Below are 25,464 nucleotides of genomic sequence, written 5' to 3' on the forward strand. Positions count from 1 at the left end.
CCGGTTCAGGCGATGGTTGTAATCCAGTATAGTTAAGGACTCAGTGAACACCCGTTAGCCAGCGGAAATCCCACCTTTCAGGAATCACAAAAAAGTATGAGTAACAGCGAGCAAACAGCTAATACCGATCGCCACCAGCAGAAAATGCAGAAGCATAAAGAGAAGGTCGATGCCGCCATCGCCCGTGCTCAGGAAGAACGTGGCGTTATCATCGTGCTCACCGGAAATGGTAAAGGGAAAAGCAGCTCCGGCTTCGGCACCGTTATCCGCACGCTGGGCCATGGCTATAAGGCTGGGCTGGTGCAGTTTATTAAAGGCACCTGGGACTGCGGCGAAGCCAAAATTCTCGCCACCCTGCCGGGTCTTACCCATGAAGTGATGGGCTCAGGTTTTACCTGGGAAACACAGAATAAAGAGCAGGATCAGCGTGCCTTTGATGCGGTCTGGCCAAAAGCCAAAGCCATGCTCAGCAATCCAGAGCTGCGCACCGTGATGCTGGATGAAATCACCTATATGCTGGCGTACGATCTGCTGGATTTTGATGAATTAAAAACGGCGCTGGAAAACCGCCCGCCCGAGCAGAATGTGATTCTGACCGGCCGTGGTGCACCAACGGCACTGCGCGATCTGGCCGATACCGTCACCGAGATGAAAATGGAGAAACACGCCTTTAAAGCCGGAGTGAAAGCTCAGGCCGGTATTGAATGGTAAGTGCGCACTCAGGCCTCGCGGATCATCACCAGCGCAAAACCGCTTTCTGCCGTCAGGCTCAGTGACTGTCCGCTGAGCCTGAACAAATCCCCGCGCTGTAAACGCTGCCCATTGGCACTGATGGCCGTGCCACGGAATACATAACCCAGCGCATCATCTTCAAGCGTCCACTCATCGCCTGCCGCCAGTTGCAACACATCCACCCGGGTTGAAGCTGCAAACATTTCGCCACCGTATACACAGGTCAGGCCAGACTTGAGCTCAATAACCTGATAACACGCCTCGCCCTCATGGCTTTGTGGCAGAAGCCAGATCTGCACCATAGCCGGATAATCCGCGCCCGGATTCTGCTCGTTATGACGAAAGCCTTTGGCGCCACTGCGCTGTAACTGCACCTGGCCGGCCTGTAAAACTTCACCATCGCCGATACTGCCCTGATGATGCAGCTCACCACGGGTCATCACACTGACGATATCAATCTGCTCATGGCTGTGCAGTCCGGTCGAACCTCCGGGTAAAAACCAGGCATTGGCTAAATAAACACAGGCGCCGAAGCCGGGCCAGCATTCTTCGCGCACATAATGACCAAACTGGCGCGGGTCCATTACCAGCACCCGTTCGCGGATGCCGCCAAAACCGGAAATCTCAATCTGCTCTTCTGTCAGCAGCTCTGATGCCACGCTCTTTTCTCCGTTCTGCCCCATGACATTGCAGCGCTGCGTTGCACCACTAGATTGCACCGCTATGTTGCACCATCAGGAACTGTTTACACCCCTTACGCCAGCCATGCGAACAATCGGGCCAAGGTGGTAGAACGTAAGTACCAAAGTTTCAAAAAACTGTCACGGCGCTGACACAGAGCCTGCCTAGACTCGCGCATTCTTTCATCAATGCAGTACGCAGCACACTCACCCGTCGCGTGGATTGTATGCCGATCCACCTATAAAAAAGGAGTCCGACATGGATATCAGCCGCCGTAAATTTCTATCCCGCACCGGCGCCGGCGTTGCCGGTATGGGAGCCCTGAGTCAGTCCGGTCTGAGCATGGCGATGAGCAGCCCGACGCCAATTGAAGCCAATGATCCCGGCCATTTTAACTACGGCGTTGCCAGTGGCGACCCACGCGCCGACCGTGTCATTCTCTGGACTCACTTTCTGCCAGAAGTGAATATGCCGCTGACCGTCAGCTGGAAGGTCGCGCTGGATGAAAATATGACTCAGGTGGTACGCAGCGGCGACTTCCGCACCGACGCCAGCCGCGACTTCACTGTTAAAGTCGATGCCGACGGCCTGCAGCCCGGCACCACCTATTTCTACCAGTTCAGTGCCCTGGGCAAAGATTCCGAAATCGGCCGCACCCGCACCGCCCCCGAAGGCGATATCGACAGCGCCCGTTTTGCCGTGGTGTCCTGCTCCAGCTACCCGCACGGTTACTTTAATGTGTACCGCGCGCTGGCCAACCGCGACGATCTGGATGCCGTCATTCACCTCGGCGACTATATCTACGAATACGGCCAGGACGAATACGGCGAACTGCTGCTGCGCGAAAAACGTGCGCTGGCTCCGGCTCATGAAATTGTCAGCCTGTCCGATTACCGCCGCCGCCACGCCATGTACAAACTGGACGAAGATTTAAAAGCCGCCCACCAGCGTCATCCGTTTATCACCGTCTGGGATGACCACGAATTTGCCAATGACTCCAACGCCTACGGCGCCGAAAACCATAACGACGGCGAAGGTGACTGGAACGAGCGTAAAGCCGCCGCCAAGCAAGCCTATTTTGAGTGGATGCCGATTCGCGAAAACAGCAACGGCGGCATCAGCCGCAACCTGCGCTACGGCGATCTGCTTGATTTACTGATGCTCGATACCCGCATCGAAGGCCGTGACGAAGCACCAGAAGGCAGCGATAAACAACGCGAAGCCAAAGACGAAAACCGCACCCTCCTTGGTTTTGAGCAGGAAGCCTGGCTGCATCAGCAGTTACAGAGCAGCAGCGCACGCTGGAAGATTGTCGGTCAGCAGGTGATGATGGCGCAGCGTTACTTTATTAACCTGCCGGATCACTTTGGCGGCGGCGCGTCTCTCTGGCTCGACAGCTGGGACGGCTACAGCGCCACCCGCGACCGTCTGCTGGCGCTGCTGCGCAACGAGCAGATTGATAACGTGGTGATTCTCACCGGCGATGTGCACAGCTCCTTTGCCGCCGACCTGAGCGATAACCCTTACGACCGCAATAACTACAACCGTCACAACGGTGACGGTTCGCTGGCGGTGGAATTTGTCTGCCCATCAGTCACCTCTCCGGGCTTCCCGCCGGTGATTGCCGAAGCCGGCGCACAGACCATTATGGATGCCAGCCCGCACATTAAATTTGCCGAACTGCGCCAGCATGGGTTTATCCTGCTGAGCGCCAGCCGCGAGCAGGTACAGGCCGACTGGTACTACGTGCCGCAAATTCTGAAACGTTCCGCCAGCAGCTACCATGCGCGCAGCTACCGCACCATGAACGGTGATAACCGTCTGCAACGCGTGGCTGAACCACTGGCCTGAGAGAATAAAACTTTCCAGAACAAGGGCTTACAGATTCAGACCGGATAGAATCTGGCCATATAAAACGCCGCTGCGGTTTCCCGTCGCGGCGTTTTTTATGGCTAAAAAGTGTGACCAGCGTCACAAACAGAAGTCAAACGTTCAGACTAAGTAAAAAGTACTGCTTTTTTATGTGCGTTTATTCCGTACAGGAATAAAGAAAACGCGTAAAACTGCTCTCAATACCAAAAACAAAATGAGAAGAGAGCACACTATGGTCATTACCCGGCCAATCCCGGTTCTTGCTTTAGCTTTACTCCTGACCGCGTGCGGCGGCGGCGGTGGCGAAGACAACAACGTCTTTAACGGCCAGTCTCCTGACAATCCAGCGCCGGAAAATCCGGCACCCGATAACACAGCCACACTCGCGGCAATGAATGCTCAACTGAACAGCCTGGCCAGCTCTCTGCCAGCAGCCTTCACCCGTCTGCCCTATAAAAGCCAGGCCATCAGCAACAACCTGACCGACACGCCACAGTACAGTGCCGATGCCTTGCCGGCATGGGCCAGCATCGACAGCAACAGCGGTGTAATAAGCGGCACACCCGATGCAGACGATGCCAGTGCGGCGGTGAATGTTACCCTAAGCCTGGCACTCGCTGACCTCAGTGTCAGTCAGCCAGTAACGCTGGTCGTTCATCATGGTGCTGAATACAAAACAGCCGCCAGCGTTGATTTTTACGCCGAACAGTTTGGTGGTGGAGAACGCCTCCTGCGCAACGACCTGAGCGGCAATCTGCAGGGCGAAGTGCAGTTTGTGCAGTCGCACAGCGTGCGTCCGGCCAACAACTTTGTACGTGACAGCGGCGATGAAACCAACAGCGTCTATAGTCCGCGCCTGGTAGCCCAGCGGGATGCCCTGCTGTTATTCATTCCGACTAATATGAATGATGCCGACATCATCACCGTCGATGCGGAAATCAGCTTTAACGGCGAAGTGCAGCAGCGCCTGTCACTGAACCACCCCAACAACCTTCCCGCCGCAGATTATAACGGCAGCAGTGAGGTCACCTTTTCCCGCCGCGCCTGGAATGCGCTGCTGCCATGGCAGCAGGTGCGCAATGGCTTGTCTGTGCGTTTTATCATCAATGCCGGTGCCACCACCGAACAGGATGGCCTGCTGGCCGCCAATGCCATTGATATCGGCGAAGCCAGCCAGATAGTCTTCCAGAGTCTGCGTCTTGGCATGCTCACCCACGCCGATAAAACCAATGGCCATTTCACCCTGAACAATCCGGTACTGGCAGCCACCGATTACTTCCAGACTCTGCCGGTCTCACGTCTGGTTATGGGTTCTTACGCTGACATGCAGCTGGAAAAAGTGATTATCGGCAGTGGCGTTATCTATGACGAGGTCAGCGCCACCAACGGTGATATCTACAGTGGTGATATGCGCGGTGACGTGGCCAAGGCCCAGGTAAGCACCGGGATCAACCTGGCCAACTACGGCATCGCCAGCAACAACATGAACCAGAGCTACCCGCATCTGTTCAAGCAGATCACCAACCACCATGCCTGGGGCAACTATCAGAATGGCCGCCAGCAACACGGCCTGAGCGGTGGTAACGGCATTGGCACTCTGGTCGACAGCCGTGGCAACGAAGCCAGCCACGAATGGGGACACGCGTATGGTCTGGGACATTATCCGGGCAGCAATCTGACTGAAGACAGCCGCTTTCAGCGTCACCATGCCGACAGTGGCTGGGGCTATATCGCCTATCGTAACCGTCTGCGTGACAGCCTGAACGACAATAGCGAAACCGCCGAGGAGCAGGCGCACAGTTTCCATCTGAACGGCCATATTCCTTACGGCAACGATGCAATGTCCGGTGGCAGCCCGAACTCGCAGTTCTCGGCTTACACCCACTACACCGCGTATTCTGCGCGCATTATTCAGAACGATCTGGCGTGCTTCCCGGTGCCTGATGCCAGCTTTGCCAGCGGCTATAAAAAATGGGACACCAGCCTTGGCGCCTATGCCGAATACAACTTCCCTGAAGCTGAACAGCGCCTGGCACCCAAGCAGGTCGGCGTCGCCGTAGCGACGATTCTTGGTGGTTACGATCCGCAAGGTGACAGTGCTCTGATTTACCCGGTATTCCACGGTAACTATGGGAATGTATTTGAGCTGCCGTCACCCGATCTGAACGATGCCAGCGACCAGTGCTGGGTCAGCGTCAGCAACGCTGCCGGTGCTGAGCGCAAGATCGCTCTTGCCGCCAACCGTTATGCCAGCAATCGTATTAACCAGCTGCATTTCAACCTGGCAGCGGAGTTCCGCCCGACGCTGGCTGTTCTCACCTGTCGCCGCGCTGGTGTTGACAGTGAGCTGACCCGCACCACCTTCGACGGTCAGATCCCGGAATTACCACCATTGGCGATTGTCGGTCAGGAACAAGGTTTCAGTGCACTGCAAACGGTTGAAATGGCGACCCTCAGTACCTTGTTGGCTAACCAACAAGACGCCGTACTGCCGATTCTGAACAGCCAGCAGCTGGCAATGCTCGACAGCTACTCCGATGCCCAATTGCGCACTGATCTGAGCGCTGCTGCGCTGCCTGTATATGAACGATTACGTTCAACCCGCCATCATATTGCCCAGCTGGAGCTGACGCTGAATAAACTCAGCCGCGATCAGATCAGTGTGGCGCAGCAAACCGATATTCTGCGCCAGTTACTGAATGACACCGGCCTGCTGGCCAGTGATAGCAGCCTGCCAACAACCGGCAACGTGATTCAGGGGCCAAAATTCTTCAGCAGCGCCGGTATGGAAGCCGATGGCTACGTCAGCGCCGTTGATACCTCTGCAGAAGCCAGCACCTGGCTGATCAGCGCTCTGGGACGGATTCATCCGGCGGAAAAACCCTGGCTATGCCTGACACCAGCCAGTGGTCGTCTGACGCTGAGTCACTGCAGTAACGGCCAGAGCAATCAGTCGTGGCTGCGTACCGAACAAAACACTCTGAAAAATCAGGGTAACGGTCAGTGCGTGGATTTCGCCCACCATAATGGCACGCTGATTACTTATGGCTGCCACAACGGCTGGAACCAGCAGTGGAGCGCGCCGCTTGCCAGCGACAACGTGCTGCTGGCATTGCTGAACGGCAGCACGCTGCAACGCCTGTATGAGCTGCTTGGGGAATAATCCCCGCGCTGCCATACACGCTCAATAAAAAACGCCGCTGCGGGCAACCGCAGCGGCGTTTTTGGTTTCTGCTGTTTTTTGAGCAATACGGCTAACCGGCCAGCGCCACCGATTTCACCTGCGCCCAAACCGGCATTCCCGGCTTAAGTCCAAGCTGAGTCACCGAGCGTTGCGTCAGGCGTGCGCGCAATAAACCACCACTGCGTAAACGCAGGTTAAGTAGCACCGATGTACCGTCAGCACTGAGACAGTCAATCTGCACCGGCAGAATATTCAGAATACTGCTGTCGTCCGCACGGCTGAGGCTGATACTCACATCCCGCGCCAGTACCCGCGCCCGCAGATGATCACCGATGGCGGCCTGAGGCGCACTCAGCAGCAGTTCGGTGCCGGGTCCGCTGTTATCCGCCGCAGTGGTCGCCGGATCAAGCACCAGCCGCGCTAACTGGCCGTTATCTTCCTGCGCCGCGATCCTGCCTTTGAGCACCACGCCGGTTTCATCGCCCAGATTCAGCGTCGCTAACACTTCGGCCAGCCCGCCCTGAGCGCGCATCTCTCCGCGCTCCAGCAACAATAACTGATCGGCCAGCTGCACCACTTCTTCCAGCGCATGACTGACGTACAACATCGGCCCCTGATACACCTGATGCAGACGGCGCAGATAGGGCAACACCTCCTGCTTACGCGCGGTATCGAGTGCTGACAGCGGCTCATCGAGCAGCAACAAACGTGGATTAATCAGCAGTGCCCGTGCCAGCGCCACCCGCTGCTGCTCGCCGCCAGACAAGCGCAGCACCGGGCGGCGCAGCAGCGGCAATAAATCGAGCAGCTCCAGCACCTGCTGAGCCTGCTCATGGGCCAACGGGGTTAAACCGCGCTGGTGCGCGCGTTTAACGCCGTAATCGAGGTTGCCCTGTACATTAAGATGTTTCAGCAGACCGGCATCCTGAAATACCAGCGCCAGCGGGCGCTGATGCGCCGGCAAAGAGCGCTGCCGACTGCTCCAGACCTGCTCACCCAGCCGGACCTCACCACCCGCTTCCAATCCGGCGATACAGCGCAATAACGTGGTTTTGCCGCAGCCTGACGGGCCAAATACCGCCGTCACACCCTGTCCGGCAAGTGTCGTATCCAGCCGTAAACGGAAGTCGCCACGGTGGCAGTCGATGTTCAGATGCAGATCGGTCATGGGCGGCTCAGGGAAAAATTCAGGCGGCTGTTACGGTTGAGGCTGTACATCAGCAATAACACCACAAAAGAGAACACCAGCATCAACAGCGACAACGCATGCGCCTGAGTGTAATTAAGGGCTTCAACATGATCGTAAATCTGCACCGATATCACCCGTGTTTCTGCGGGGATATTACCGCCAATCATCAACACCACACCAAACTCACCCACGGTATGGGCAAAGCCCAATACGGCAGCGGTTAACAGACCGGGTTTGGCCTGCGGCAACACCACCGTGAAAAAACGGTCAAGCGGGCCAGCGCCTAAAGTGGCCGCGACTTCCAGCGGGCGCTCACCCATGGCCTCCATCGCGTTCTGAATGGGCTGTACGACAAAAGGCAGTGAATACAGCAGCGAGGCCAGCACCAAACCACTGAAGCTGAACGGCAGCAGACCAACCCCCAGCGCCTGAGTCAGTTGGCCCAGCGGACCGTTGGGCCCCAGAGCCAATAACAGATAAAAACCGAGCACCGTGGGCGGCAGCACCAACGGCATCGCCACCAACGCCGATACCGGTCCACGCCAGACCGAACGCGTGCGCGCCAGCCACCACGCGAGTGGTGTGCCCAACAACAGCAACAGAAGAGTGACCAGCGTTGCCAGCTTAAGAGTAAGAACAATGGCAGCCCAGTCGGCCGCAGTGAGCAAATTCACGGTGCCGTATCCTGTGCATAGCCAAAACCGGCGATTAAGGCTTTAACTCCGGGTTGCTGCAGATACTGCAACAAAGCGCTGGCCGCCGGATTGTCGGAGCCTTTTTTCAGCAACACCGCATCCTGACGAATCGGCGCATACAACGCAGCCGGAATCAGCCAGGCGCTGCCGGAAGTCAGCACGCCATCCTGCATAATCTGCGACAGCGCCACAAAACCCAGCCCGGCATTGCCGGTGGCTACAAATTGCCAGGTCTGACTGATATTTTCGCCCATTACCTGTTTATTCCGGGTGGCCGTACTTAATTGCAGCGCCTCAAGCACTTCTGTGGCCGCCTGACCGTAAGGTGCAAGACGCGGGTTCGCCAGTGCGAGCTTGCTGAAGGAACCGGCTTTTAACTGTGCCTGCACATCGTCTCCGGCCGTTGCCGACCACAGCGCCAGACGTCCCTGCGCATAGGTAAAACGGCTGCCAGCGACGGCAAAGCCATTTCCTTCCAGACGCCGGGGTTTAGCCTGATCCGCAGAGAGAAACACATCAAACGGCGCACCGTTCTCTATCTGCGCCAAAAACTTCCCCGATGAGCCAAACGCCAGTAACACCTTATGGCCGCTGTCTTTTTCAAAATCAGCAGCAATTTTCTGCATCGGCCGGGAAAAATTGGAGGCCACAGCCACCATAACGTCCGCAGCCTGAACCGCAGAACTGAACAGGGTGGCGGACAATAAGCCGAGCAAGACCGGAACAACCGTCAACCTGGTTGAAAGCAAGCGCATAATTCTGATGCCTTTAAGCAAAGTCTTATTCATCAAATACCAATTCGGTGCCGGGATGAAACTGATCGCTGCCGTATAATTCCGACAGGTATTTTGCTTCACCATTCGGCTGCACCATACGCGCGTGATGACGGGTTAATTTGCGCGGCTCATCGACGCCACAGGAGTGGGCAATAATACCGACTTCCTGATTCAGAATTTCCACAAAGTGCGCAACACGCGCGGCTTTATCCGTTGGTACCAGTCCGCGCTGCAAGCGTGGATTATGCGTGGTGATCCCGGTCGGACAGGTATTTTTATTGCACTGCAGCGCCTGAATACAACCCAGAGCAAACATAAACCCGCGCGCACTGGTAACAAAATCAGCCCCCACGCACAGTGCCCAGGCCACCCGGTCAGGGGTAATCAATTTACCCGACGCCACCACGCGGATACGCGGCCGCAGGTGATATTCATCCAGCACATCCACCAGCATCGGCAATGCCTGTGCCAGCGGCAGGCCCATATAATCCATTAACGATTGCGGTGCCGCACCGGTGCCACCTTCGGCACCGTCCAGCGTAATAAAATCCGGCGCCGATTCGGTTCCACGAACATGAATAGCGCGGCATAAATCACGAATCCAGCCAATGTCGCCCAGCACCGCTTTAAAGCCCACGGGCTTACCGGTAATCGCTCTGACCTGAGCAATCATATCCAGCAGATCATCCACCGAGCGGACTTCCGGATGACCATTGGGAGAAATGGAATCTTCACCGGCCGGAATGTGGCGGATAGCCGCAATCTCGGCGGTAACTTTTTCGCCCGGTAAAATACCGCCCTTACCCGGTTTTGCCCCCTGACTGAGTTTAATTTCAAACATCCGCACTTGTTCGTGAGCGGCAATGGCATGCAGTTTCTCTTCGTCCAGCTCACCGAATTCATTACGCACGCCGTATTTTGCCGTGCCGATCTGGAAGACGATGTCAGCCCCGCCTTCCAGATGATACGGCGATAAACCACCCTCGCCGGTATTCATCCAACAACCGGCCAACTTAGCACCTTTCGACAAGGCCAAAACCGCCGGGCGCGAAATGGCACCAAAACTCATACCGGAAATATTGATCAGCGATGAGGTGGTATAAGGCGTACGGCAATGCTCACCCAGAGTAATCGGGCCGGTATCGGCAAAATTCTGCTTCAGTGCCGGAAAAGCACTGTTCACAAACAAAACAGTGCCGGGCACATCCAGTCGGCGGGTCGATCCAAAGGCAATGGTGGTGTTTTCTTTTTTAGCGGCGCGATAAACCCAGGCACGCTCGGCGCGATTAAACGGTAATTCTTCGCGATCCTGTGCAAAAAAATACTGGCGAAAAAATTCCCCAAGATGCTCAAAGAAGTAACGGAAACGGCCAATCACCGGAAAGTTACGGCGAACGGTATGGCGGGTCTGGGTAATATCCACGATGTAGGCCACCAATATCCAGCCAACCACGACCAGTGCCACCAGCCCCAACAGGCCGACTAAAACAATCACACCATAAGCAGCAATCAAAAATACTTCATCAGACATCAGACATCTCCGGCGATTGAGCTGAGCCAGCTCAGAAACAGCCCACAGCTTAGAGGCTGGAGGTTTAGCTGTCATTACTGACAAACAAAACGCTGTGATGCACAGAAGGATCAGAATTGACGGCACAAAACGGCCAGGCAAAAAAAAGAGCAGCCAGGCTGCTCGGAGAACGAAGTTTGATCGGGTGCTGTGATCAATGAGGTTCAGGGTGCTTCAGTAAATTGTGCCAGGATGTTTCTGCCCGCCTCCTGGCTGACGGTATCCGTACCGCAGGCTTACGCCGTCGGTGTAATATTCTTAACGTTTTTGGCCGTGAAATAAGAGAAACCACCTTCCATATCCCCCACTTCTACCCGGTTAGGGGAAAGCGGTGAACTTTTGATTGCGGCGATATACAGGCCGTGGCAGGCAATCAGGTTCTTATCGACATCGTTAAAATGAGGCTGAGAAAAAGCAAAGGTTTTACGTTCACAGCCACGTTCCAGTGTGAGAATAAGTTGGGCATCGGTCAGCTCGTTAGCCCGTGAATAGTTCACGTAGGTTACACGATACGCCTGATCGAATTCGTACAAATATTGATCGAGTGTTTGGCGGCTGATACTCATGAATAAATTAAACCTATATCGGTGACTGGCGAGTTACCTTTAGGTTTAGTCGCCGCAAGATGTCACCGCAATGCGGAATAACACAAATCTACAGATATTTTGTAAGTGTCATTTTTCAGTTAAAAAACGACGTTGTTTACCTGCAGATGGAAAGAATTGATAGGAAAGTCAGGCGTCAAACTTTTGCTGTGTTACAGGATACAAACAGAATATTACAAAGGAGGAAATCCGGCGCTGTTCTGCCGGATTCCGGCACGCGCAGATAACTGCGCATGTTGTTACTTACCAGTGCTGCACAATGTCTTTCAGCGCGGTATCAATGTCTGCAAAGTCATAGTTGAAATTCAGTGTCTGCAGCCGCTGCGGCCGGACATCCTGGCCTTTCAGTAACAGATCACTCATTTCACCAAACAGCAGTTTTGCGATAAATACCGGCATCGGAAACAGTGCAGGGCGTTGCAGCTGTCGCGCCAGGCTCTGAGTAAAGTCGTGATTGGTCACAGGATGTGGTGCCGTCATATTGATGACACCGTTTACGGTCTTATCAGCGCTGTTGCTGTTACTGTGGCTGAGTAAAAAATCGACCGCACGACAGTAGTCCTGCAAGTGAATCCACGACAGATTCTGCTGCCCATCACCGATCACGCCCCCCAGACCAAGACTGAACGGCAGCCAAAGACGTTTCAGCATGCCACCATGCACTCCCAACACAACGCCGGTGCGCAGAATCAGAAAACGCTCGGTTAACGGCTGCAGAGGTTCTGCCGCCGCTTCCCAATCGGCACAAAGCTGCGCCGCGAAGTCTTTCCCCTGCGCATCCAGTTCGCCGTGTGGCGTGTCATCGGCACCAGAATATCCGCCGTAATAACCAATGGCTGAACCACTGAGCACCACGCGGAAACGCTGGCCACTGCGGCTGGCCCAGGCTGCCAGATCGCGGGTCAGGGCAATACGGCTGTCCTGCAGCGCCTGCTTGCGCGCACGCGTCCAGCGCTTATCGGCAATGCCCTCACCGGCCAGATTGATTAACACATCAAACTGACCGCTGAGCTGCTCAAACCCCGATACCGCCTTCACTACGCCGCCCCAGCGCCGCTGCACCCAGGCCGGGCGGCGGCTGAGCACGGTAACAGCAGCGCCTTGTGCCAGCCAGCGGTTGATCAGGGCCTGACCTATAAAGCCGGAACCGCCGGTAATCAGAATGCGTTGTTCTGTCATCGTTTTCTCCTTACCGGTGGTTCGCCTGAGCGACTCAGAACTGGCCGACGGCCATCTCCATCAGGCTGTCTTTACCGGCTTCAATTTCTGTCAGCAGAGCTTCGGTTTGTGGCAGCAGTTTGTCCATATAGAAACGCGCACTATGAACTTTCGCCTGATAGAAGTCGGTTTCACTCGATCCGGCATCCAGCTGCTGCTGTGCGGTCAACGCCATACGGCTCCAGAAATAACCCACCGCCGTCAGCGCAAACAAGCGCAGGTACGGCGTGGCCGCAGAACCTGCCTGCTCACGGTCACTCATACCATTCTGCATCAGCCACATGGTGGCTTTCTGCAACCGGGCAATGGCGGCTTTCAGCTGTGGCAGGTTCGGAGCCTGCGGGTTGTCGTTGATGAAACCGTCAAGCATGGCGAAGAAACGCTTCAGCGCCCGACCGCCGTTCATGCCGATTTTACGGCCCACCAGATCCAGCGCCTGAATGCCGTTGGTACCTTCGTAGATACGGGTAATACGGGCATCACGCACCAGCTGCTCGAGTGGCCAATCCTGGGTAAAGCCTGAGCCACCCATTAACTGCAGACCATCATTGGCACAGAAAAATCCTTCATCGGTGAGGAAGGCTTTTACCACCGGTGTCAGCAACTGCACCATATCATCGGCATGTTCACGTTCGGCCGGATCTTCTGCGGTGTGTGCGATATCCAGATTCAACGCAGTGAAGTACGCCAGTGCACGGCTGCCTTCAATGGTGGCTTTCTGACGCAGCAGCATACGGCGTACATCCGGGTGCACGATGATCGGATCTGCAGGCTTGTCGGGTGCCTGTGGGCCCGCCAGCGAGCGACTCTGCAGACGGTCTTTGGCAAAGCCTAAAGAAACCTGATAAGCCGCTTCAGCAACCCCCAGCCCCTGCAGACCGACCATCAGACGCGCACTGTTCATCATCACGAACATCGCCTGCAGACCTTTGTGCGGCTCGCCAATCAGCCAGCCTTTGGCTTCTTCAAAGTTCATCACACAGGTTGCAGAACCCTTGATACCCATTTTGTGTTCCAGGCCGCCACAAAACGCCGGGTTACGGCTGCCATCTTCCAGTACCTTAGGCACCAGAAACAGTGAGATACCTTTGGAACCGCCCGGTGCATCCGGCAGTTTGGCCAGCACCAGGTGGATGATGTTATCCACCAGATCATGCTCACCGCCGGTAATCCAGATTTTGGTACCGGAAATAGCGTAAGAACCATCGGCCTGCGGTTCCGCTTTAGTACGGATCAGACCCAGGTCGGTACCACAATGCGGTTCGGTCAGACACATGGTGCCGGTCCACTCACCGCTGATCAGACGTGGCAGGAAGTAGTCTTTCTGCTCGTTGGTGCCGTAACCAATCAGCGCATTAACAGCACCGTGGGTCAGGCCCGGATACATACCCAGCGACAGGTTGGCTGAACACATCATCTCTTCAGCCAGCGTATTCAGCGTATGTGGCATACCCTGACCGCCATATTCCACCGGCGCAGACAACGCGGTCCAGCCCGCTTCAGCAAACTGCTTGTAGGCTTCTTTAAAACCATCGGGCGTGGTGACGTTTTTGCTTTCCGGGTCGTAATGACAACCCTGGCGATCACCGTTGGTGTTGGTTGGCGCAATAACATTCTGTGCCAGCTTCGCGCCCTCGGTCAGCATGGCGTCCATGATGTCGCGGGTGGCGTCTTCATAGCCTGGCAATGCCGGTAAAATTTCGTCACCTTTCAACAGTTCATATAACACAAATTGCATGTCACGCAGGGGAGCCTGATAACTCATGGGGTATCCTCATTGTTCAACGGGCCGATAACGGCAGTTAATTTTGATAAAGCCGCGCAAGGCATCAAAAATCGATGCAAAGCATTTTCAAAGCTATGCAATAGTTATACATCACAAGGAAAAGCGCTACAATGGGAAACTTGTACAAAGGCGATAAGGATTTTATATGGCCCACATAGCAATCATTGGCGCCGGCATGGCTGGCCTGAGCGCTCTGCAATATCTTGCGGAACAAGGCCATGAGGTCACGGTGTTCGATAAAAGCCGTGGCTCAGGCGGGCGCATGGCCAGTAAAAAGGTTGATGACGCCAGCTGGGATATGGGCGCGCAGTTTATCCGTGCTCACAGTGCCGCCTTTACCGCGCAACTGCAGCAGTGGCAACAATACGGCTGGGTTGACGAATGGAACATTACCCCCTGGACTGCCGATGCCAATGGCCTGCATCCTTCGCCGGATAATGTGCAACGTTATGTCGGCATGCCACGTATGACCGGCCTCAGCCGCTCATTGCTGGAACCTGCGGCGGCTTTTGTCGCCAGCACCCGCATTATCAGCGCCAGCCGCGAGGCAAGCGCACGTGAATGGTCACTGAGCAGCGATGATGGTAAGACATTCGGCCCATTCGACGGCCTGCTGATCAACACCCCGCCGCAGCAGGCCATACCGCTCCTGAGTGCCGCGCCACAACTGGCGGCTCAATGCGAAGAAGTGGATATGTTGCCCTGCTGGACACTGCTGCTGACACTGCCGGAAGCGATGAGCAGTGCTGCGGATGCCGTTTTTGTTAAACAAGGTCCGCTGAGCTGGATTGCGCGTAACAACAGCAAACCCGGTCGGGATAAAAAAGAGGCCTGGGTGATTCAGGCCAGTCATGAATGGAGCCGCCAGCAGGTCGATGCTCCGCGTGAGCAGGTGCAACAGGAACTGCTGAGCGCTTTCTTTGCGGCACTGCAACAACCACAGCAACAACCCGACACCCTGTGGCTGCACCGCTGGTTGTACGCAATACCGGCCAATAGCCTTACACTGGGCGCTTTGAGTGACATCAGCCAGCATCTGGTTGTCTGTGGCGACTGGTGCCACAGCCCCAGCCTTGAAGGTGCCTGGCTGAGCGGCCAACAGGCTGCACGTACGTTACTGACCACACTCCCGAATATGGCAGAAGAACCACTATGACCTTAAAAAACGCTTCGATTTTGCTCGCCCATGGCAGCAGCGATCCGCACTGGCTGGCGCCATTCGATCAGTTATTGCAGCGCATTCGCGACAGCCTGACCAACCCGCAGGCGCGGGTAGAGCTGGCTTACATGGAACTGGCAGAGCCGTCACTGCAAAGCCAGGTACAGCGCCTGGCCGCTGACGGCTATCGCCAGATTGATGTACTGCCTCTGTTCTTTGCCGCTGGCCGCCATTTGCGTAAAGACGTACCGGCAATGCTTGAAGAACTGCAGCAACAGTTGCAACAGCAGGGCATCGAAGTAAGTATCCACTTACACACTCCCATCGGCCTGGAGCCTGAAGTCGCCAATGCGATCAGTCAGGTGGTTGTGCGACAACTGCAGTAACCCTGCATCATCAGCAGGATCGGATAACACCGCTGCCTGCTGATGCTGCTGATACCGCGGAATACTCTGCCTCAGCGTACTCCGGCGAACGCCTCCGCAATTGGCTCAGCGATTCGTTGTACGACCTGCTATCCCGTCTTCTCGCTCCTTTCTGTATACCTCCCCGCTCCTGTTAATCGTCCCTGCTCAACGAGCCTGTTCATTGCCACTATTTTTTGACCCTGCCTTGCCCCTATCCATAACCCCGATAAAACGGCTTATCCGCAGCACAGCCACTTGCCCCGCAACATCCGCGGCCACCTTTCAGCGCTGCTTCCGGCGCCCGACGGTAGCCCCGGTTTTGCACTATGGTGTTTTATTCACTGGCGAATAATGCATCTGCAGTCCGGGATCATGCCCACCGGCTTATCACCGGTGGCGTAAAGATTTCTTTAAAATCAGAACCTTATACAAAACCAAGAAATATTGTACAAAGATGATTGACTTGTAGAACTTGTTAGCGCCAGAATAAACTTATACAACAAACGATGCATAGGTTATACATATGGCTCAGCAGCATCCCTTAAAGACCACACGCAACACCACTGGCCTTAACCGTATTCCGGTTGGCATCAGTGCCTGCCTGATGGGTCAAGCGGTACGTTTTAACGGTTCACACAAGCGCTCGCGCTTCTGCACCGACACGCTGAGTCAGTATTTCGACTTTGTATCCATTTGTCCGGAAGTGGCCATTGGTATGGGCACGCCACGCGAGCCTATCCGCCTGGTCAGCCAGAATTCCGCCGATGAAAACGTGCGCGCGCTGGGAGTGGTCGACAGCAGCATCGATGTTACCGATGCGCTGGCAGAATACGGTGCCCGCCAGGCACAACAGCAACAGCACTTGTGCGGCTACATTTTCATGCAAAAGAGTCCCAGCTGCGGCGTATTTGGCGTCAAACGCTATCTGGCCAACGGTCATCCTGAAGGCAGCACCCGCGGCATTTACGCCGACGCGTTCTGCAAAGCCCAGCCGCTGTTACCGGTTGAGGAAGCCGGGCGGCTGAACGATGCCGCTCTGCGTGAAAACTTTATGACCCGTGTCTTTGCCTATCATGACTGGCAACAATTTCAGGCCGCTGGCATCGACCGTAAAGGGCTGATTAATTTCCACTCGCGCTACAAATATCTGGTGATGGCGCACAGCTCGCTGCATTACAAAAGTATGGGGCGTCTGCTGGCCAACCTGCGGGACGGTAACCTCGACACCCTGGCCAACAATTATTTTGTCCAGCTGATGACCGCCCTTGCCAAGCCTGCCAGCCGTAAAATGCACACCAATACCCTGATGCACCTGCAAGGCTATTTAAAACAGCTCATTTCCGCCGGCGATAAAGCCGAGCTGAGCGAAATCATTGACCAGTACCGTCTGGGGATTGTGCCTCTTGTCGTGCCTCTGACCTTGTTAAAACATCATCTGAATCATCATGGCGATGTTAATCAGTACGCCTGTCAGCAGGTCTATCTTAATCCGCATCCCTATGAACTGGGATTACGGAACACCTTATGAACCGGCTTGACGACAGCGGAACTTACCCTATCCGCGAGTTTGCGCGCATCACCGGAGTTAACCCGGTGACTCTGCGTGCCTGGGAAAGACGCTACGGTATAATCCAACCGGAGCGTACCGAGAAAGGCCACCGCTTTTATACCGAAGAGCATATTCAGCATGTGCGTCACATCCTTTACTGGCTGGATCAGGGCTACCCTATCCGTCAGGTAAAGCTGCTGCTGAAAGACGGGCCGGAAAGTGCCGAAAACAACAGTGATGACTGGCTTGAACAACAGCAACAGGTCATTCGTGCAGCCCAGCGCCTGAATACTCAGCATCTGGATGAACTCTGGAACGCCGGTTTTTCCAGCTATCCGCTGGCGGTTTATTATGAGCGCTGCCTGTTACCGGTGCTTAATTTTCTGCGCAGCAGCAGTACTCCCCCCATTGTTATTCACGCGCTGGAACATCTGCTGAAGCGTAAATTCGGCGCCATGCTGCTGCAACAGCAGCGACATAACAAAGGGCCGGTATTATTACTGGTCACCAATCATGAGCACGCCGAAATTGACGCACTGGCCTGTGCCTGCGCCCTCGGTGCCGCCGAATTCCGCGTTGAATATTTTGGCCCAAACTCAACCCCGGCCGATCTGCAACTGACACTGGCAATGATTCCTGCCGCCAATGTGTGGGTCCATTTCCATCCGCTGAATCCGGCACAGCAACAACAATGGCAGGAATATTTTGAACAATGTCGCCTGCCCCATTTTATTTCCGGTGCGGTGCCCGTTACCGATACATCTGACGCAACATTAATTGCCCTGCCGGATCAGTTATCCAAACAAGTGCGTACCTTTATTACCGGCATCGCAGAACAGAATGCCGTCACGCCTAATCCGCACACCGGAGGTTTCCATTGACTCAGTTAGTCTGGTTCCGCAGCGATTTACGCAGCCGTGATAATCCGGCGCTGTGGCATGCCTGTAAAAATTCGCAGGACAGCGTTATCGGCGTGGTATTTGTTACCCGCCAGCAATGGCAACAGCACGGGCTGGGCGAGCGGAAAATGCAATTGCTCGAAAACGCGATGCAGGCATTAAAAACGGAACTTAAGCAGCTGCACATCCCCCTGCTTATTATTCCGGCAGACACCTTTGCTGACTGCAACCAGACCCTGCAGCGCATTATTATTCAACTGAATATCCGCTCGGTTGCTTTTAATATCGAATACGAAGTGAATGAGCGCCGGCGCGATATTGAATTCAGCCGCTGGTGCCGCGAGCAGCAGATATCGGTTTATAAATTTCACGATCAATGCATGGTGCCTCCGGGTGAAGTGCGCACCAAACAGGATTTACCCTTCAAGGTATTTACCCCCTTTAAACGTGCCTGGATACAACAGGCCGATGGACGCATTGGCGCACCACTGCCTCAGCCGCAGCCACGCGACCCGGCTATTCAGAACGCATTAGCCGGGCTTGCCGGTCTGCAGGGAAATATTCCCGCCACAAACACTGTGGCCGACGAACTCTGGCCTGCCAGCGAAGACGAAGCGCACCAGCGCCTTAATCAGTTTGCTGAGGAGCGTGGCCGCGCCTATAAAGAATTACGCGATCTGCCCGCCGAAGATGCGACCAGCCGTCTGTCTGTTTATTTATCTCTGGGAATGATTTCACCGCGTCAATGCCTGCATGTGGCTCTCAGCCATAACAAAGGGCAATTAACCGGTAATACCCCCGGATTCGATACCTGGATCAGCGAATTAATCTGGCGGGAATTCTATCGCCATCTGCTGGTCGCGTTTCCACAACTGTGCAAACACAAAGCCTTTAAACCCGATACCGAGCAGGTTCCATGGCGCAACAGCGAGTCTGATTTTAAAGCCTGGTGCGAAGGTCGTACCGGTTATCCGATTGTCGATGCTGCGCAAAAACAACTCGTGGCAGAAGGTTGGATGCACAACCGTCTGCGCATGATCAGTGCCATGTTTTTAACCAAACATCTGCTGATTGACTGGCGTAAAGGCGAAGCTTTTTTTAACCACTGGCTGCTGGATGCCGATCTCGCTTCCAATAATGGTGGCTGGCAGTGGAGCGCATCAACCGGTGCCGACGGCGTGCCTTATTTCCGGATTTTTAATCCAACCACACAATCACAACGTTTTGATGCCGACGGTGAATTTATTGCCCGCTACCTTCCACAGCTGGCTGAATTACCCGCGGCTGCCCGCCACCAGCCTGACAATTTACAGCGTCAGCGCTGCGGTTATGAAACACCGATAGTGGAACATAAATTCGCCCGCCAGCGGGCACTGGATGCTTTTAAACAGACGTTAACCACGGCCAACGCCGGAGAGAACAATGACGAATAAGGACGCATCATCCTCAGGGCTTACGCCCACCAGGCGGTTGCTACGCAATATACTGCGCTGGATTGATTCCGACATCGGCAGTCATGAAGACATGAGCAGTACAGAATTTAACTGGCTGAGAGTGATGCCATTTATTGTGCTGCATCTTCTTTGTTTGCTGGCTTTTTTTCTGCCTGTCAGCGCCACCGCGGTAGCTTTCTGCTTTGGCCTGTACTGGCTGCGGTTATTTGCTATTACCGCGTTCTATCATCGTTATTTTTCCCACCGCGCTTACAAAACCAATCGTTTCTGGCAATTTATTTTTGCCCTGTTGGGAAATATGGCAGCGCAACGCGGACCGCTGTGGTGGGCCGCTCATCACCGTGCTCATCACCAGCACGCCGATACCGACGAGGATCTGCACTCACCGGTAAAACGTGGTTTTTGGTGGAGTCATGCTGGCTGGTTTACCTGCGATGCATCATTTCGTACCCAGCATCAGCGCATTAAAGATTTCACCCGCTTCCCGGAATTACGCTGGCTTGATCGTTACGACAGCTTTGCACCGTTATTACTTATTGTTCTTCTTTATATTGGTGGTGAATGGCTGGAGGCTTCGGCACCGCAGTTAAATACCAATGGTTTGCAGTTAGTTGTCTGGGGCTTCTTTATTTCTACGGTATTGCTGTTTCATTCGACCGTTACGATCAATTCTCTGGGGCATATCTGGGGCAAAAAACGTTTCCCGACCAAAGACGAAAGCCGCAACAACGCCTTTCTGGCGCTGCTGACGTTGGGTGAAGGCTGGCATAACAACCATCACCGCTGGGCAGTTTCTGCCCGCCAGGGGTTTTATTGGTGGGAGCTGGATATCACCTATTTGATTCTTAAGGCCATGAGTTGGGTTGGTATCGTACGCGAACTTAATCCTGTGCCTCGTCATGTACTGGCAGAAGGACGCCAGTTAACCCTGAAACAGCCTGTGGAGAAATCGTCGTGAATACACTTCTCGCCGTTGCTGACAGCAGCAAAGCAGAACGCTTTCAGGCGCTTTATCACGGTCTTAACCGCGATACCGTTTCACGCAACCTGTTAAGTACCTGCTATGCCGATAATATCGTGTTCTGTGATCCTTTCCATGAGGTTAAAGGCATCAGTGCACTGACCGACTATTTTATCGGCATGTACAGCAACGTTAACCATATCGATTTTATTTTCACCAGCAACTGGCATCAGGACGAGCGCAGCATGTTGCGCTGGACCATGAATTTCCGCCACCCGCGCCTGCGTAACGGTGAGTTAATCAGCATTGAAGGTTGCAGTGAACTGCGCTGGGAAAAAGATCGCATTGTTTACCATCGCGACTTTTTCGACGCCGGCGCCATGCTGTACGAACACCTGCCGGTCTTTGGCTGGGCTATCCGTAAGCTGAAGGAGCGTATGCAATGACCTCTTCCTGGCCAAACAGTGACAAGTCACTGCCATTTTCACAACAGGTTATCTGGCTGACCGGTGCCTCCAGCGGCATTGGCGAAGCGCTGGTGCATGCATTACAGGCTGAATGCCGCCATCTGATTATCAGTGCCCGTAATGCCGAGGCACTGCAGCAACTAGCGGAAAACTACAACAATGTCAGTATCCAGGTTGCGGATATTACCAATGCGTCACAGATGCTGGCGGCGGCAGCGGCCATTAAAGCGCAATTCGGTCATATTGATACATTAATAGCCAATGCCGGAACCTGTGAATATGTCGATGTTGATCACTTTGATTCGGCATTAATCCGGCGTGTTCATGAAACCAACTTTTTCGGTCTGATTAATACCGTTGAAGCAGCCCTGCCACTGTTGCAGGAAAGTAAGCGTGGCTACATTGCTGGCATGAGCAGCAGTGTGACCTGGCTGGCAATGCCGCGTGCCCAGGCCTACGGCGCCAGCAAAGCCGCTGTTCGCCATTTTCTCGAATGCATGCAAGCAGACCTGAAACACAAAGGCATTGATGTCGGCATTATATCTCCGGGCTTTGTTCAGACGCCGCTGACCGACCGTAATGATTTCCCTATGCCGGGAAAAATCGATGCCGGGAAAGCCGCAGACATTATTGTTCACGGTCTGAAAAAACGGCAGCTGGAAATTCGTTTCCCTTTCCTGTTCACCCTGATACTGCGGGTAATTGGCGCACTACCCGCCAGCCTGCGTTTGAAAATCACCAGTGCCATGGCACGTAATAACCAACAGCCGGAAACCGGAGACCGTCACTCATGAAAGAACGTATTGCAATTATTGGTTCTGGAATTTCCGGTCTGACCTCGGCCTGGCTGTTGCGTGAAAAGTACGACGTTCACCTTTATGAAGCTGGCGATTACCTGGGTGGTCACACTCAGACCAATGATATTGACGTTGACGGTAAAACGTATCCGGTGAACAGCGGCTTTATTGTTTTTAACGACTGGACTTACCCGAATTTTATTCGACTGATGGATCGGTTGGGAGTTGCTGCAGAAGATTCCGACATGAGCTTCAGCGTTAAATGTGAGCTATCAGGCATAGAATATAATGGCCATACGCTGGATTCCCTGTTTGCCCAACGAAAAAATATCTTTAATTTCCGCTTTCTGTGGATGATCCGTGACATTCTGAAATTTAATAAAGAAACCCGAGCTGAACTGGAATCCGGAACGGTCAGCAACAGCGAAACTCTGGGCAGTTACCTGGAGCGTAAGGGGTACAGCGACTATTTTCGCCGCTATTACATTATCCCGATGGGCGCTGCGATCTGGTCGGCCAGCGAAGCCATGATGATGGATTTTCCGTTGTACTTTTTCCTGCGATTTTTTAATAACCACGGCATGCTCAGTGTGGATGAGCGCCCGCAATGGCGTGTTATCAGTAATGGCTCCCGCAGTTATGTCAGACGAATTGAGCAGGATCTCAACGCAGATCAGATTTATCTGAACACTGAAGTTACCCGTGTGGAACGCGACAGTCTCGGTGTCATGCTGTATTCAGCGCGTGGTGCCGAACGCTTCTCCCAGGTTATCTTTGCCTGCCACAGTGATCAGGCGCTGAAAATGCTGGCACAGCCTACTCAGACCGAGCAGGACATCCTTGGCGCTATACCTTATAAGATGAATGATGTTGTCCTGCATACCGACAGCAGCATTTTGCCGCGCAGTAAAAAAGCCTGGGCCGCCTGGAACTACCACATCGGCCAAAAAAATCAGGACACCGTCGCGGTTACCTATTACATGAACCGTCTGCAGAATTTTGATGATGCGCCGGTGGATTTCTGCGTAACCCTGAACAAAACGCAGGATATAGATCCGACAAAAATCCTGCGCTCATTCCGTTACGCTCATCCGGTGTTTACGCTGGAAGGTATGGCTGCACAAAAACGTCATGCTGAGATCAGCGGTAATAACCGCAGCCATTTCTGTGGTGCTTACTGGTTTAACGGTTTTCATGAAGACGGTGTTAAAAGTGCTCTGCGCGTAACCGAGTCTCTGGGAGTGTCTCTATGATATTCAGCCGCGGTGACTCTGCGATACAGACCGGAAAATCGCTGGATATGATCCGCCACAGCGCGGTTTATACCGGCTGGGTTCGTCATCGCCGTTTCACCCGGGCAGACAATAAGCTGCGCTATAACGTCTGCATGGTCATGCTGGACCTGGATGAAGTTGATCAGGTGATGGCACTGCACCCATTATGGAAGTGTGGCCACAAAGGACTGGCGTTGATTCGTTTTTGCCGTGATGACTATTTTGCAGCGGAACAAAAAATCTGTGATCAGGCTTCCGATCTGAAACGCTTGCTGGTGAATACTTTTTATCAGGAGCTGGGAGAGCGTGTTGAGCGCGTTTCTTTACTGACCAACCTGCGCAGCTTTGGCTACCTGATTAATCCGGTCAGTTTTTATTTTGGCTACCGTGCTGATGGCAGCCTTGCAGGTATTCTGGCCGAAATAACCAATACCCCCTGGGATGAGCGATTTCATTACACACTGGCGACAGCTGACAACGCCTCATCAGAAAAACAGCAGGGCATTGCGCCATCCCGCCAGTTGGTCAGCGCTTCTTTTAAAGGCTTTCACGGCTACGAATATCGCTTTAATAAGAACTTCCATGTATCGCCGTTTAATCCCATGTCGATGGAATACCGCTGGGTCATTCAGCAACCGGGAGAAGAACTGCTGATTCATATGGATACGTTTAACCTTGAGAATCAGGGTCATAAAGATTTTGATGCCACCATGAAGCTGGAAAGGCATGAATTTTCCCGCTCCATGATGAGCAAAGTACTGTGGCGCTTTCCGTTTATGACACTGAAAGTTATGGCCGGAATTTACTGGAATGCTCTTAAACTCTGGCTCCGCCGTTCTCCGTTTTACGACCACCCGGGAACGTCATCTCCCGATCATTCAATACATTCCAAGTCTGAGGCCAGCTCTGGCCAGGAGCAACCACGATGAAAAGCCTGACCATGAATCCGGAAAACATGCACTGGCTGGATCGCCTGTGCCGTAATGCGCTGTTCCGCACCCTGGAAAATCTGCATACCGGTTGTATCCGTCTGCACGAAGGCAGCCAACAGCATATTTTTGGTAATGCCAACGATCCGGAATACGATGTTTCATTGCAGATACACGATGCCGAGGCTTATCGAAATATCGCCCTGAATGGCAGCGTGGGTGCCGGTGAATCGTATATGACCGGCGACTGGAGCAGCGATAACCTGCCCCTGCTGATCCGCGTTCTGGCACGCAATAAAGATGTGGTCGACAACATCGACGGTGGTCTGGCCAATATCGGTAAAGTCTTGCTCAAAGGGTTTCATTACCTTAACCGCAATACCGAAAAAGGCTCACGCCGCAATATCGCAGCCCATTACGATTTGGGTAACGATATGTTCGAGCTGTTTCTTGATCCGACCATGATGTATTCCAGCGGAATATTTCCTGCAGAAACATCCAGCATGGAAGAAGCCTCTGTTTATAAACTGGATCGTATCTGCCAGAAGCTGCAACTCACAGCGGAAGATCATCTGGTGGAAATTGGTACCGGCTGGGGCAGCATGGCCATTCATGCCGCCAAACACTACGGTTGTAAAGTCACGACCACCACCATTTCTGAAGAGCAGTTTGCCTGGGCCGAACGTCGTGTCCGCGAAGAAGGCCTGGAAGATAAAATCACCCTGCTGAAAAAAGATTACCGCGCACTGGAAGGTCAGTTTGACAAATTAGTGTCGATTGAAATGATCGAGGCGGTAGGTCATCAGTTTCTGAATACCTATATCGAAACCTGTAGCCGCCTGCTGAAAGATGACGGTATCGCCCTGATTCAGGCCATTACAATCGACGACCAGCGCTATGAACAGGCAAAAAATGAAGTCGATTTTATTAAGCGTTATATATTCCCAGGCAGCTTCATTCCCTGCGTTACCGCCATCAGCCAGGCGGTCAGTCGCGCCAGTGATATGAAAATGATTCATATGGAAGATATTACGCCACACTATGCCCGCACACTGGACGCCTGGCGTCAGCGATTTCTCAGCAATAAAGAGCAGATTAAAGCGCTGGGTTATGATGATACTTTTATCCGTTTATGGGATTTTTATTTCGCTTACTGCGAAGGTGGCTTTGCGGAACGGGTGATTGGTGATGTGCAGTTAATTTTTGCCAAACCATTAAATCGTCGCCCTCCTTTATTAGGGGCTGTTAACGCTGAGTGAG

General features: G+C 53.9%; 22 protein-coding genes. 14 read left to right on the forward strand and 8 right to left on the reverse strand.

Annotation, left to right across the window (positions count from 1 at the left end; translation table 11 throughout):
* Window positions 1-96: 96 nt before the first annotated feature.
* Window positions 97-711: a cob(I)yrinic acid a,c-diamide adenosyltransferase gene (gene cobO, locus NYR02_RS03605; protein WP_260975029.1), complete on the forward strand. Its 615-nt coding sequence runs from the start codon at window positions 97-99 to the stop codon at window positions 709-711.
* A gap of 8 nt (window positions 712-719) precedes the next feature.
* Here cobO and NYR02_RS03610 read toward each other — a convergent pair whose 3' ends face one another.
* On the reverse strand, window positions 720-1,391 hold the full coding sequence (locus tag NYR02_RS03610) for a pirin family protein (RefSeq protein ID WP_260975030.1): 672 nt from the start codon (window positions 1,389-1,391) through the stop codon (window positions 720-722).
* Between the two features lie 280 nt (window positions 1,392-1,671).
* Here NYR02_RS03610 and NYR02_RS03615 point away from each other — a divergent pair, with 280 nt between their 5' ends.
* Together NYR02_RS03615 and NYR02_RS03620 are read left to right on the forward strand one after the other, a co-directional pair.
* On the forward strand, window positions 1,672-3,264 hold the full coding sequence (locus tag NYR02_RS03615; RefSeq protein WP_260975031.1) for an alkaline phosphatase D family protein: 1,593 nt from the start codon (window positions 1,672-1,674) through the stop codon (window positions 3,262-3,264).
* A gap of 253 nt (window positions 3,265-3,517) precedes the next feature.
* Window positions 3,518-6,448 carry a M66 family metalloprotease gene (locus NYR02_RS03620; RefSeq protein WP_260975032.1) on the forward strand — a complete coding sequence of 977 codons (2,931 nt, stop codon included), beginning with the start codon at window positions 3,518-3,520 and terminating at the stop codon, window positions 6,446-6,448.
* A gap of 91 nt (window positions 6,449-6,539) precedes the next feature.
* On the opposite strand, the gene modC is transcribed toward NYR02_RS03620, so the two are convergent.
* From modC to NYR02_RS03655, 7 genes are all read right to left on the reverse strand, one after another.
* Window positions 6,540-7,637, reverse strand: coding sequence for a molybdenum ABC transporter ATP-binding protein (gene modC / locus NYR02_RS03625; protein WP_260975033.1), 1,098 nt, complete (start codon window positions 7,635-7,637; stop codon window positions 6,540-6,542).
* Window positions 7,634-8,326, reverse strand: coding sequence for a molybdate ABC transporter permease subunit (modB, locus tag NYR02_RS03630; protein ID WP_260975246.1), 693 nt, complete (start codon window positions 8,324-8,326; stop codon window positions 7,634-7,636). Before modB ends, modC begins: the two co-directional genes overlap by 4 nt.
* Window positions 8,327-8,328: 2 nt before the next feature.
* Window positions 8,329-9,108, reverse strand: coding sequence for a molybdate ABC transporter substrate-binding protein (gene modA, locus NYR02_RS03635; RefSeq protein WP_260975034.1), 780 nt, complete (start codon window positions 9,106-9,108; stop codon window positions 8,329-8,331).
* Window positions 9,109-9,133: 25 nt separating this feature from the next.
* Window positions 9,134-10,660 (reverse strand): FMN-binding glutamate synthase family protein, encoded by a 1,527-nt coding sequence (locus NYR02_RS03640; protein ID WP_260975035.1) that lies wholly within the window; start codon window positions 10,658-10,660, stop codon window positions 9,134-9,136.
* A 275-nt stretch (window positions 10,661-10,935) separates the two neighbouring features.
* Window positions 10,936-11,265, reverse strand: a complete 330-nt coding sequence (locus NYR02_RS03645; RefSeq protein WP_260975036.1) for a hypothetical protein — start codon at window positions 11,263-11,265, stop codon at window positions 10,936-10,938.
* 282 nt (window positions 11,266-11,547) lie between these two features.
* Window positions 11,548-12,483 carry a TIGR01777 family oxidoreductase gene (locus tag NYR02_RS03650; RefSeq protein WP_260975037.1) on the reverse strand — a complete coding sequence of 312 codons (936 nt, stop codon included), beginning with the start codon at window positions 12,481-12,483 and terminating at the stop codon, window positions 11,548-11,550.
* A 34-nt stretch (window positions 12,484-12,517) separates the two neighbouring features.
* Window positions 12,518-14,287, reverse strand: coding sequence for an acyl-CoA dehydrogenase C-terminal domain-containing protein (locus NYR02_RS03655; RefSeq protein WP_260975038.1), 1,770 nt, complete (start codon window positions 14,285-14,287; stop codon window positions 12,518-12,520).
* Window positions 14,288-14,453: 166 nt separating this feature from the next.
* Here NYR02_RS03655 and NYR02_RS03660 point away from each other — a divergent pair, with 166 nt between their 5' ends.
* The 11 genes from NYR02_RS03660 to NYR02_RS03710 all read left to right on the forward strand — a co-directional run bounded on the left by NYR02_RS03660 (window position 14,454) and on the right by NYR02_RS03710 (window position 25,463).
* On the forward strand, window positions 14,454-15,464 hold the full coding sequence (locus NYR02_RS03660) for an NAD(P)/FAD-dependent oxidoreductase (RefSeq protein WP_260975039.1): 1,011 nt from the start codon (window positions 14,454-14,456) through the stop codon (window positions 15,462-15,464).
* Entirely contained in the window at window positions 15,461-15,853 is a 393-nt protein-coding gene (locus NYR02_RS03665) for a sirohydrochlorin chelatase (RefSeq protein ID WP_260975040.1), read from the forward strand. The genes NYR02_RS03660 and NYR02_RS03665 overlap by 4 nt, the downstream gene beginning before the upstream one ends.
* A gap of 544 nt (window positions 15,854-16,397) precedes the next feature.
* Window positions 16,398-17,402 (forward strand): YbgA family protein, encoded by a 1,005-nt coding sequence (locus tag NYR02_RS03670; protein WP_260975041.1) that lies wholly within the window; start codon window positions 16,398-16,400, stop codon window positions 17,400-17,402.
* Window positions 17,399-18,304, forward strand: a complete 906-nt coding sequence (locus NYR02_RS03675) for a MerR family transcriptional regulator (RefSeq protein WP_260975042.1) — start codon at window positions 17,399-17,401, stop codon at window positions 18,302-18,304. The genes NYR02_RS03670 and NYR02_RS03675 overlap by 4 nt, the downstream gene beginning before the upstream one ends.
* A complete protein-coding gene (phrB, locus tag NYR02_RS03680) occupies window positions 18,301-19,755 on the forward strand; it encodes a deoxyribodipyrimidine photo-lyase (RefSeq protein ID WP_260975043.1) in 1,455 nt (484 codons plus the stop codon). The genes NYR02_RS03675 and phrB overlap by 4 nt, the downstream gene beginning before the upstream one ends.
* Window positions 19,745-20,734 (forward strand): acyl-CoA desaturase, encoded by a 990-nt coding sequence (locus NYR02_RS03685; RefSeq protein ID WP_260975044.1) that lies wholly within the window; start codon window positions 19,745-19,747, stop codon window positions 20,732-20,734. Before phrB ends, NYR02_RS03685 begins: the two co-directional genes overlap by 11 nt.
* Window positions 20,731-21,183: a nuclear transport factor 2 family protein gene (locus tag NYR02_RS03690; protein ID WP_260975045.1), complete on the forward strand. Its 453-nt coding sequence runs from the start codon at window positions 20,731-20,733 to the stop codon at window positions 21,181-21,183. Before NYR02_RS03685 ends, NYR02_RS03690 begins: the two co-directional genes overlap by 4 nt.
* Window positions 21,180-21,998, forward strand: coding sequence for an SDR family NAD(P)-dependent oxidoreductase (locus NYR02_RS03695; RefSeq protein ID WP_260975046.1), 819 nt, complete (start codon window positions 21,180-21,182; stop codon window positions 21,996-21,998). Before NYR02_RS03690 ends, NYR02_RS03695 begins: the two co-directional genes overlap by 4 nt.
* On the forward strand, window positions 21,995-23,254 hold the full coding sequence (locus NYR02_RS03700) for an NAD(P)/FAD-dependent oxidoreductase (protein ID WP_260975047.1): 1,260 nt from the start codon (window positions 21,995-21,997) through the stop codon (window positions 23,252-23,254). The genes NYR02_RS03695 and NYR02_RS03700 overlap by 4 nt, the downstream gene beginning before the upstream one ends.
* Window positions 23,251-24,204: a DUF1365 domain-containing protein gene (locus NYR02_RS03705; RefSeq protein ID WP_260975048.1), complete on the forward strand. Its 954-nt coding sequence runs from the start codon at window positions 23,251-23,253 to the stop codon at window positions 24,202-24,204. Before NYR02_RS03700 ends, NYR02_RS03705 begins: the two co-directional genes overlap by 4 nt.
* Complete coding sequence (locus tag NYR02_RS03710; protein WP_260975049.1) at window positions 24,201-25,463, forward strand: SAM-dependent methyltransferase; 1,263 nt, start codon at window positions 24,201-24,203, stop codon at window positions 25,461-25,463. Before NYR02_RS03705 ends, NYR02_RS03710 begins: the two co-directional genes overlap by 4 nt.
* Window position 25,464 lies beyond the last annotated feature (1 nt).

Origin of the sequence: Thalassolituus pacificus, from assembly GCF_025318105.1 — a bacterium.
Lineage (GTDB): Bacteria > Pseudomonadota > Gammaproteobacteria > Pseudomonadales > Oceanobacteraceae > Venatoribacter > Venatoribacter pacificus.

What these genes read in the sequence shown, in the direction of transcription:
- cobO (WP_260975029.1), top strand. Translation starts at nt 97, where the DNA reads ATGAGTAACAGCGAGCAAACAGCTAATACCGATCGCCACCAGCAGAAA.
- NYR02_RS03655 (WP_260975038.1), bottom strand. Translation starts at nt 14,287, where the DNA reads ATGAGTTATCAGGCTCCCCTGCGTGACATGCAATTTGTGTTATATGAA.
- NYR02_RS03685 (WP_260975044.1), top strand. Translation starts at nt 19,745, where the DNA reads ATGACGAATAAGGACGCATCATCCTCAGGGCTTACGCCCACCAGGCGG.
- NYR02_RS03615 (WP_260975031.1), top strand. Translation starts at nt 1,672, where the DNA reads ATGGATATCAGCCGCCGTAAATTTCTATCCCGCACCGGCGCCGGCGTT.
- NYR02_RS03640 (WP_260975035.1), bottom strand. Translation starts at nt 10,660, where the DNA reads ATGTCTGATGAAGTATTTTTGATTGCTGCTTATGGTGTGATTGTTTTA.
- NYR02_RS03710 (WP_260975049.1), top strand. Translation starts at nt 24,201, where the DNA reads ATGAAAAGCCTGACCATGAATCCGGAAAACATGCACTGGCTGGATCGC.
- NYR02_RS03675 (WP_260975042.1), top strand. Translation starts at nt 17,399, where the DNA reads ATGAACCGGCTTGACGACAGCGGAACTTACCCTATCCGCGAGTTTGCG.
- NYR02_RS03695 (WP_260975046.1), top strand. Translation starts at nt 21,180, where the DNA reads ATGACCTCTTCCTGGCCAAACAGTGACAAGTCACTGCCATTTTCACAA.
- NYR02_RS03660 (WP_260975039.1), top strand. Translation starts at nt 14,454, where the DNA reads ATGGCCCACATAGCAATCATTGGCGCCGGCATGGCTGGCCTGAGCGCT.
- NYR02_RS03670 (WP_260975041.1), top strand. Translation starts at nt 16,398, where the DNA reads ATGGCTCAGCAGCATCCCTTAAAGACCACACGCAACACCACTGGCCTT.
- modC (WP_260975033.1), bottom strand. Translation starts at nt 7,637, where the DNA reads ATGACCGATCTGCATCTGAACATCGACTGCCACCGTGGCGACTTCCGT.
- NYR02_RS03645 (WP_260975036.1), bottom strand. Translation starts at nt 11,265, where the DNA reads ATGAGTATCAGCCGCCAAACACTCGATCAATATTTGTACGAATTCGAT.
- NYR02_RS03665 (WP_260975040.1), top strand. Translation starts at nt 15,461, where the DNA reads ATGACCTTAAAAAACGCTTCGATTTTGCTCGCCCATGGCAGCAGCGAT.
- modA (WP_260975034.1), bottom strand. Translation starts at nt 9,108, where the DNA reads ATGCGCTTGCTTTCAACCAGGTTGACGGTTGTTCCGGTCTTGCTCGGC.
- NYR02_RS03705 (WP_260975048.1), top strand. Translation starts at nt 23,251, where the DNA reads ATGATATTCAGCCGCGGTGACTCTGCGATACAGACCGGAAAATCGCTG.
- NYR02_RS03620 (WP_260975032.1), top strand. Translation starts at nt 3,518, where the DNA reads ATGGTCATTACCCGGCCAATCCCGGTTCTTGCTTTAGCTTTACTCCTG.
- NYR02_RS03650 (WP_260975037.1), bottom strand. Translation starts at nt 12,483, where the DNA reads ATGACAGAACAACGCATTCTGATTACCGGCGGTTCCGGCTTTATAGGT.
- NYR02_RS03700 (WP_260975047.1), top strand. Translation starts at nt 21,995, where the DNA reads ATGAAAGAACGTATTGCAATTATTGGTTCTGGAATTTCCGGTCTGACC.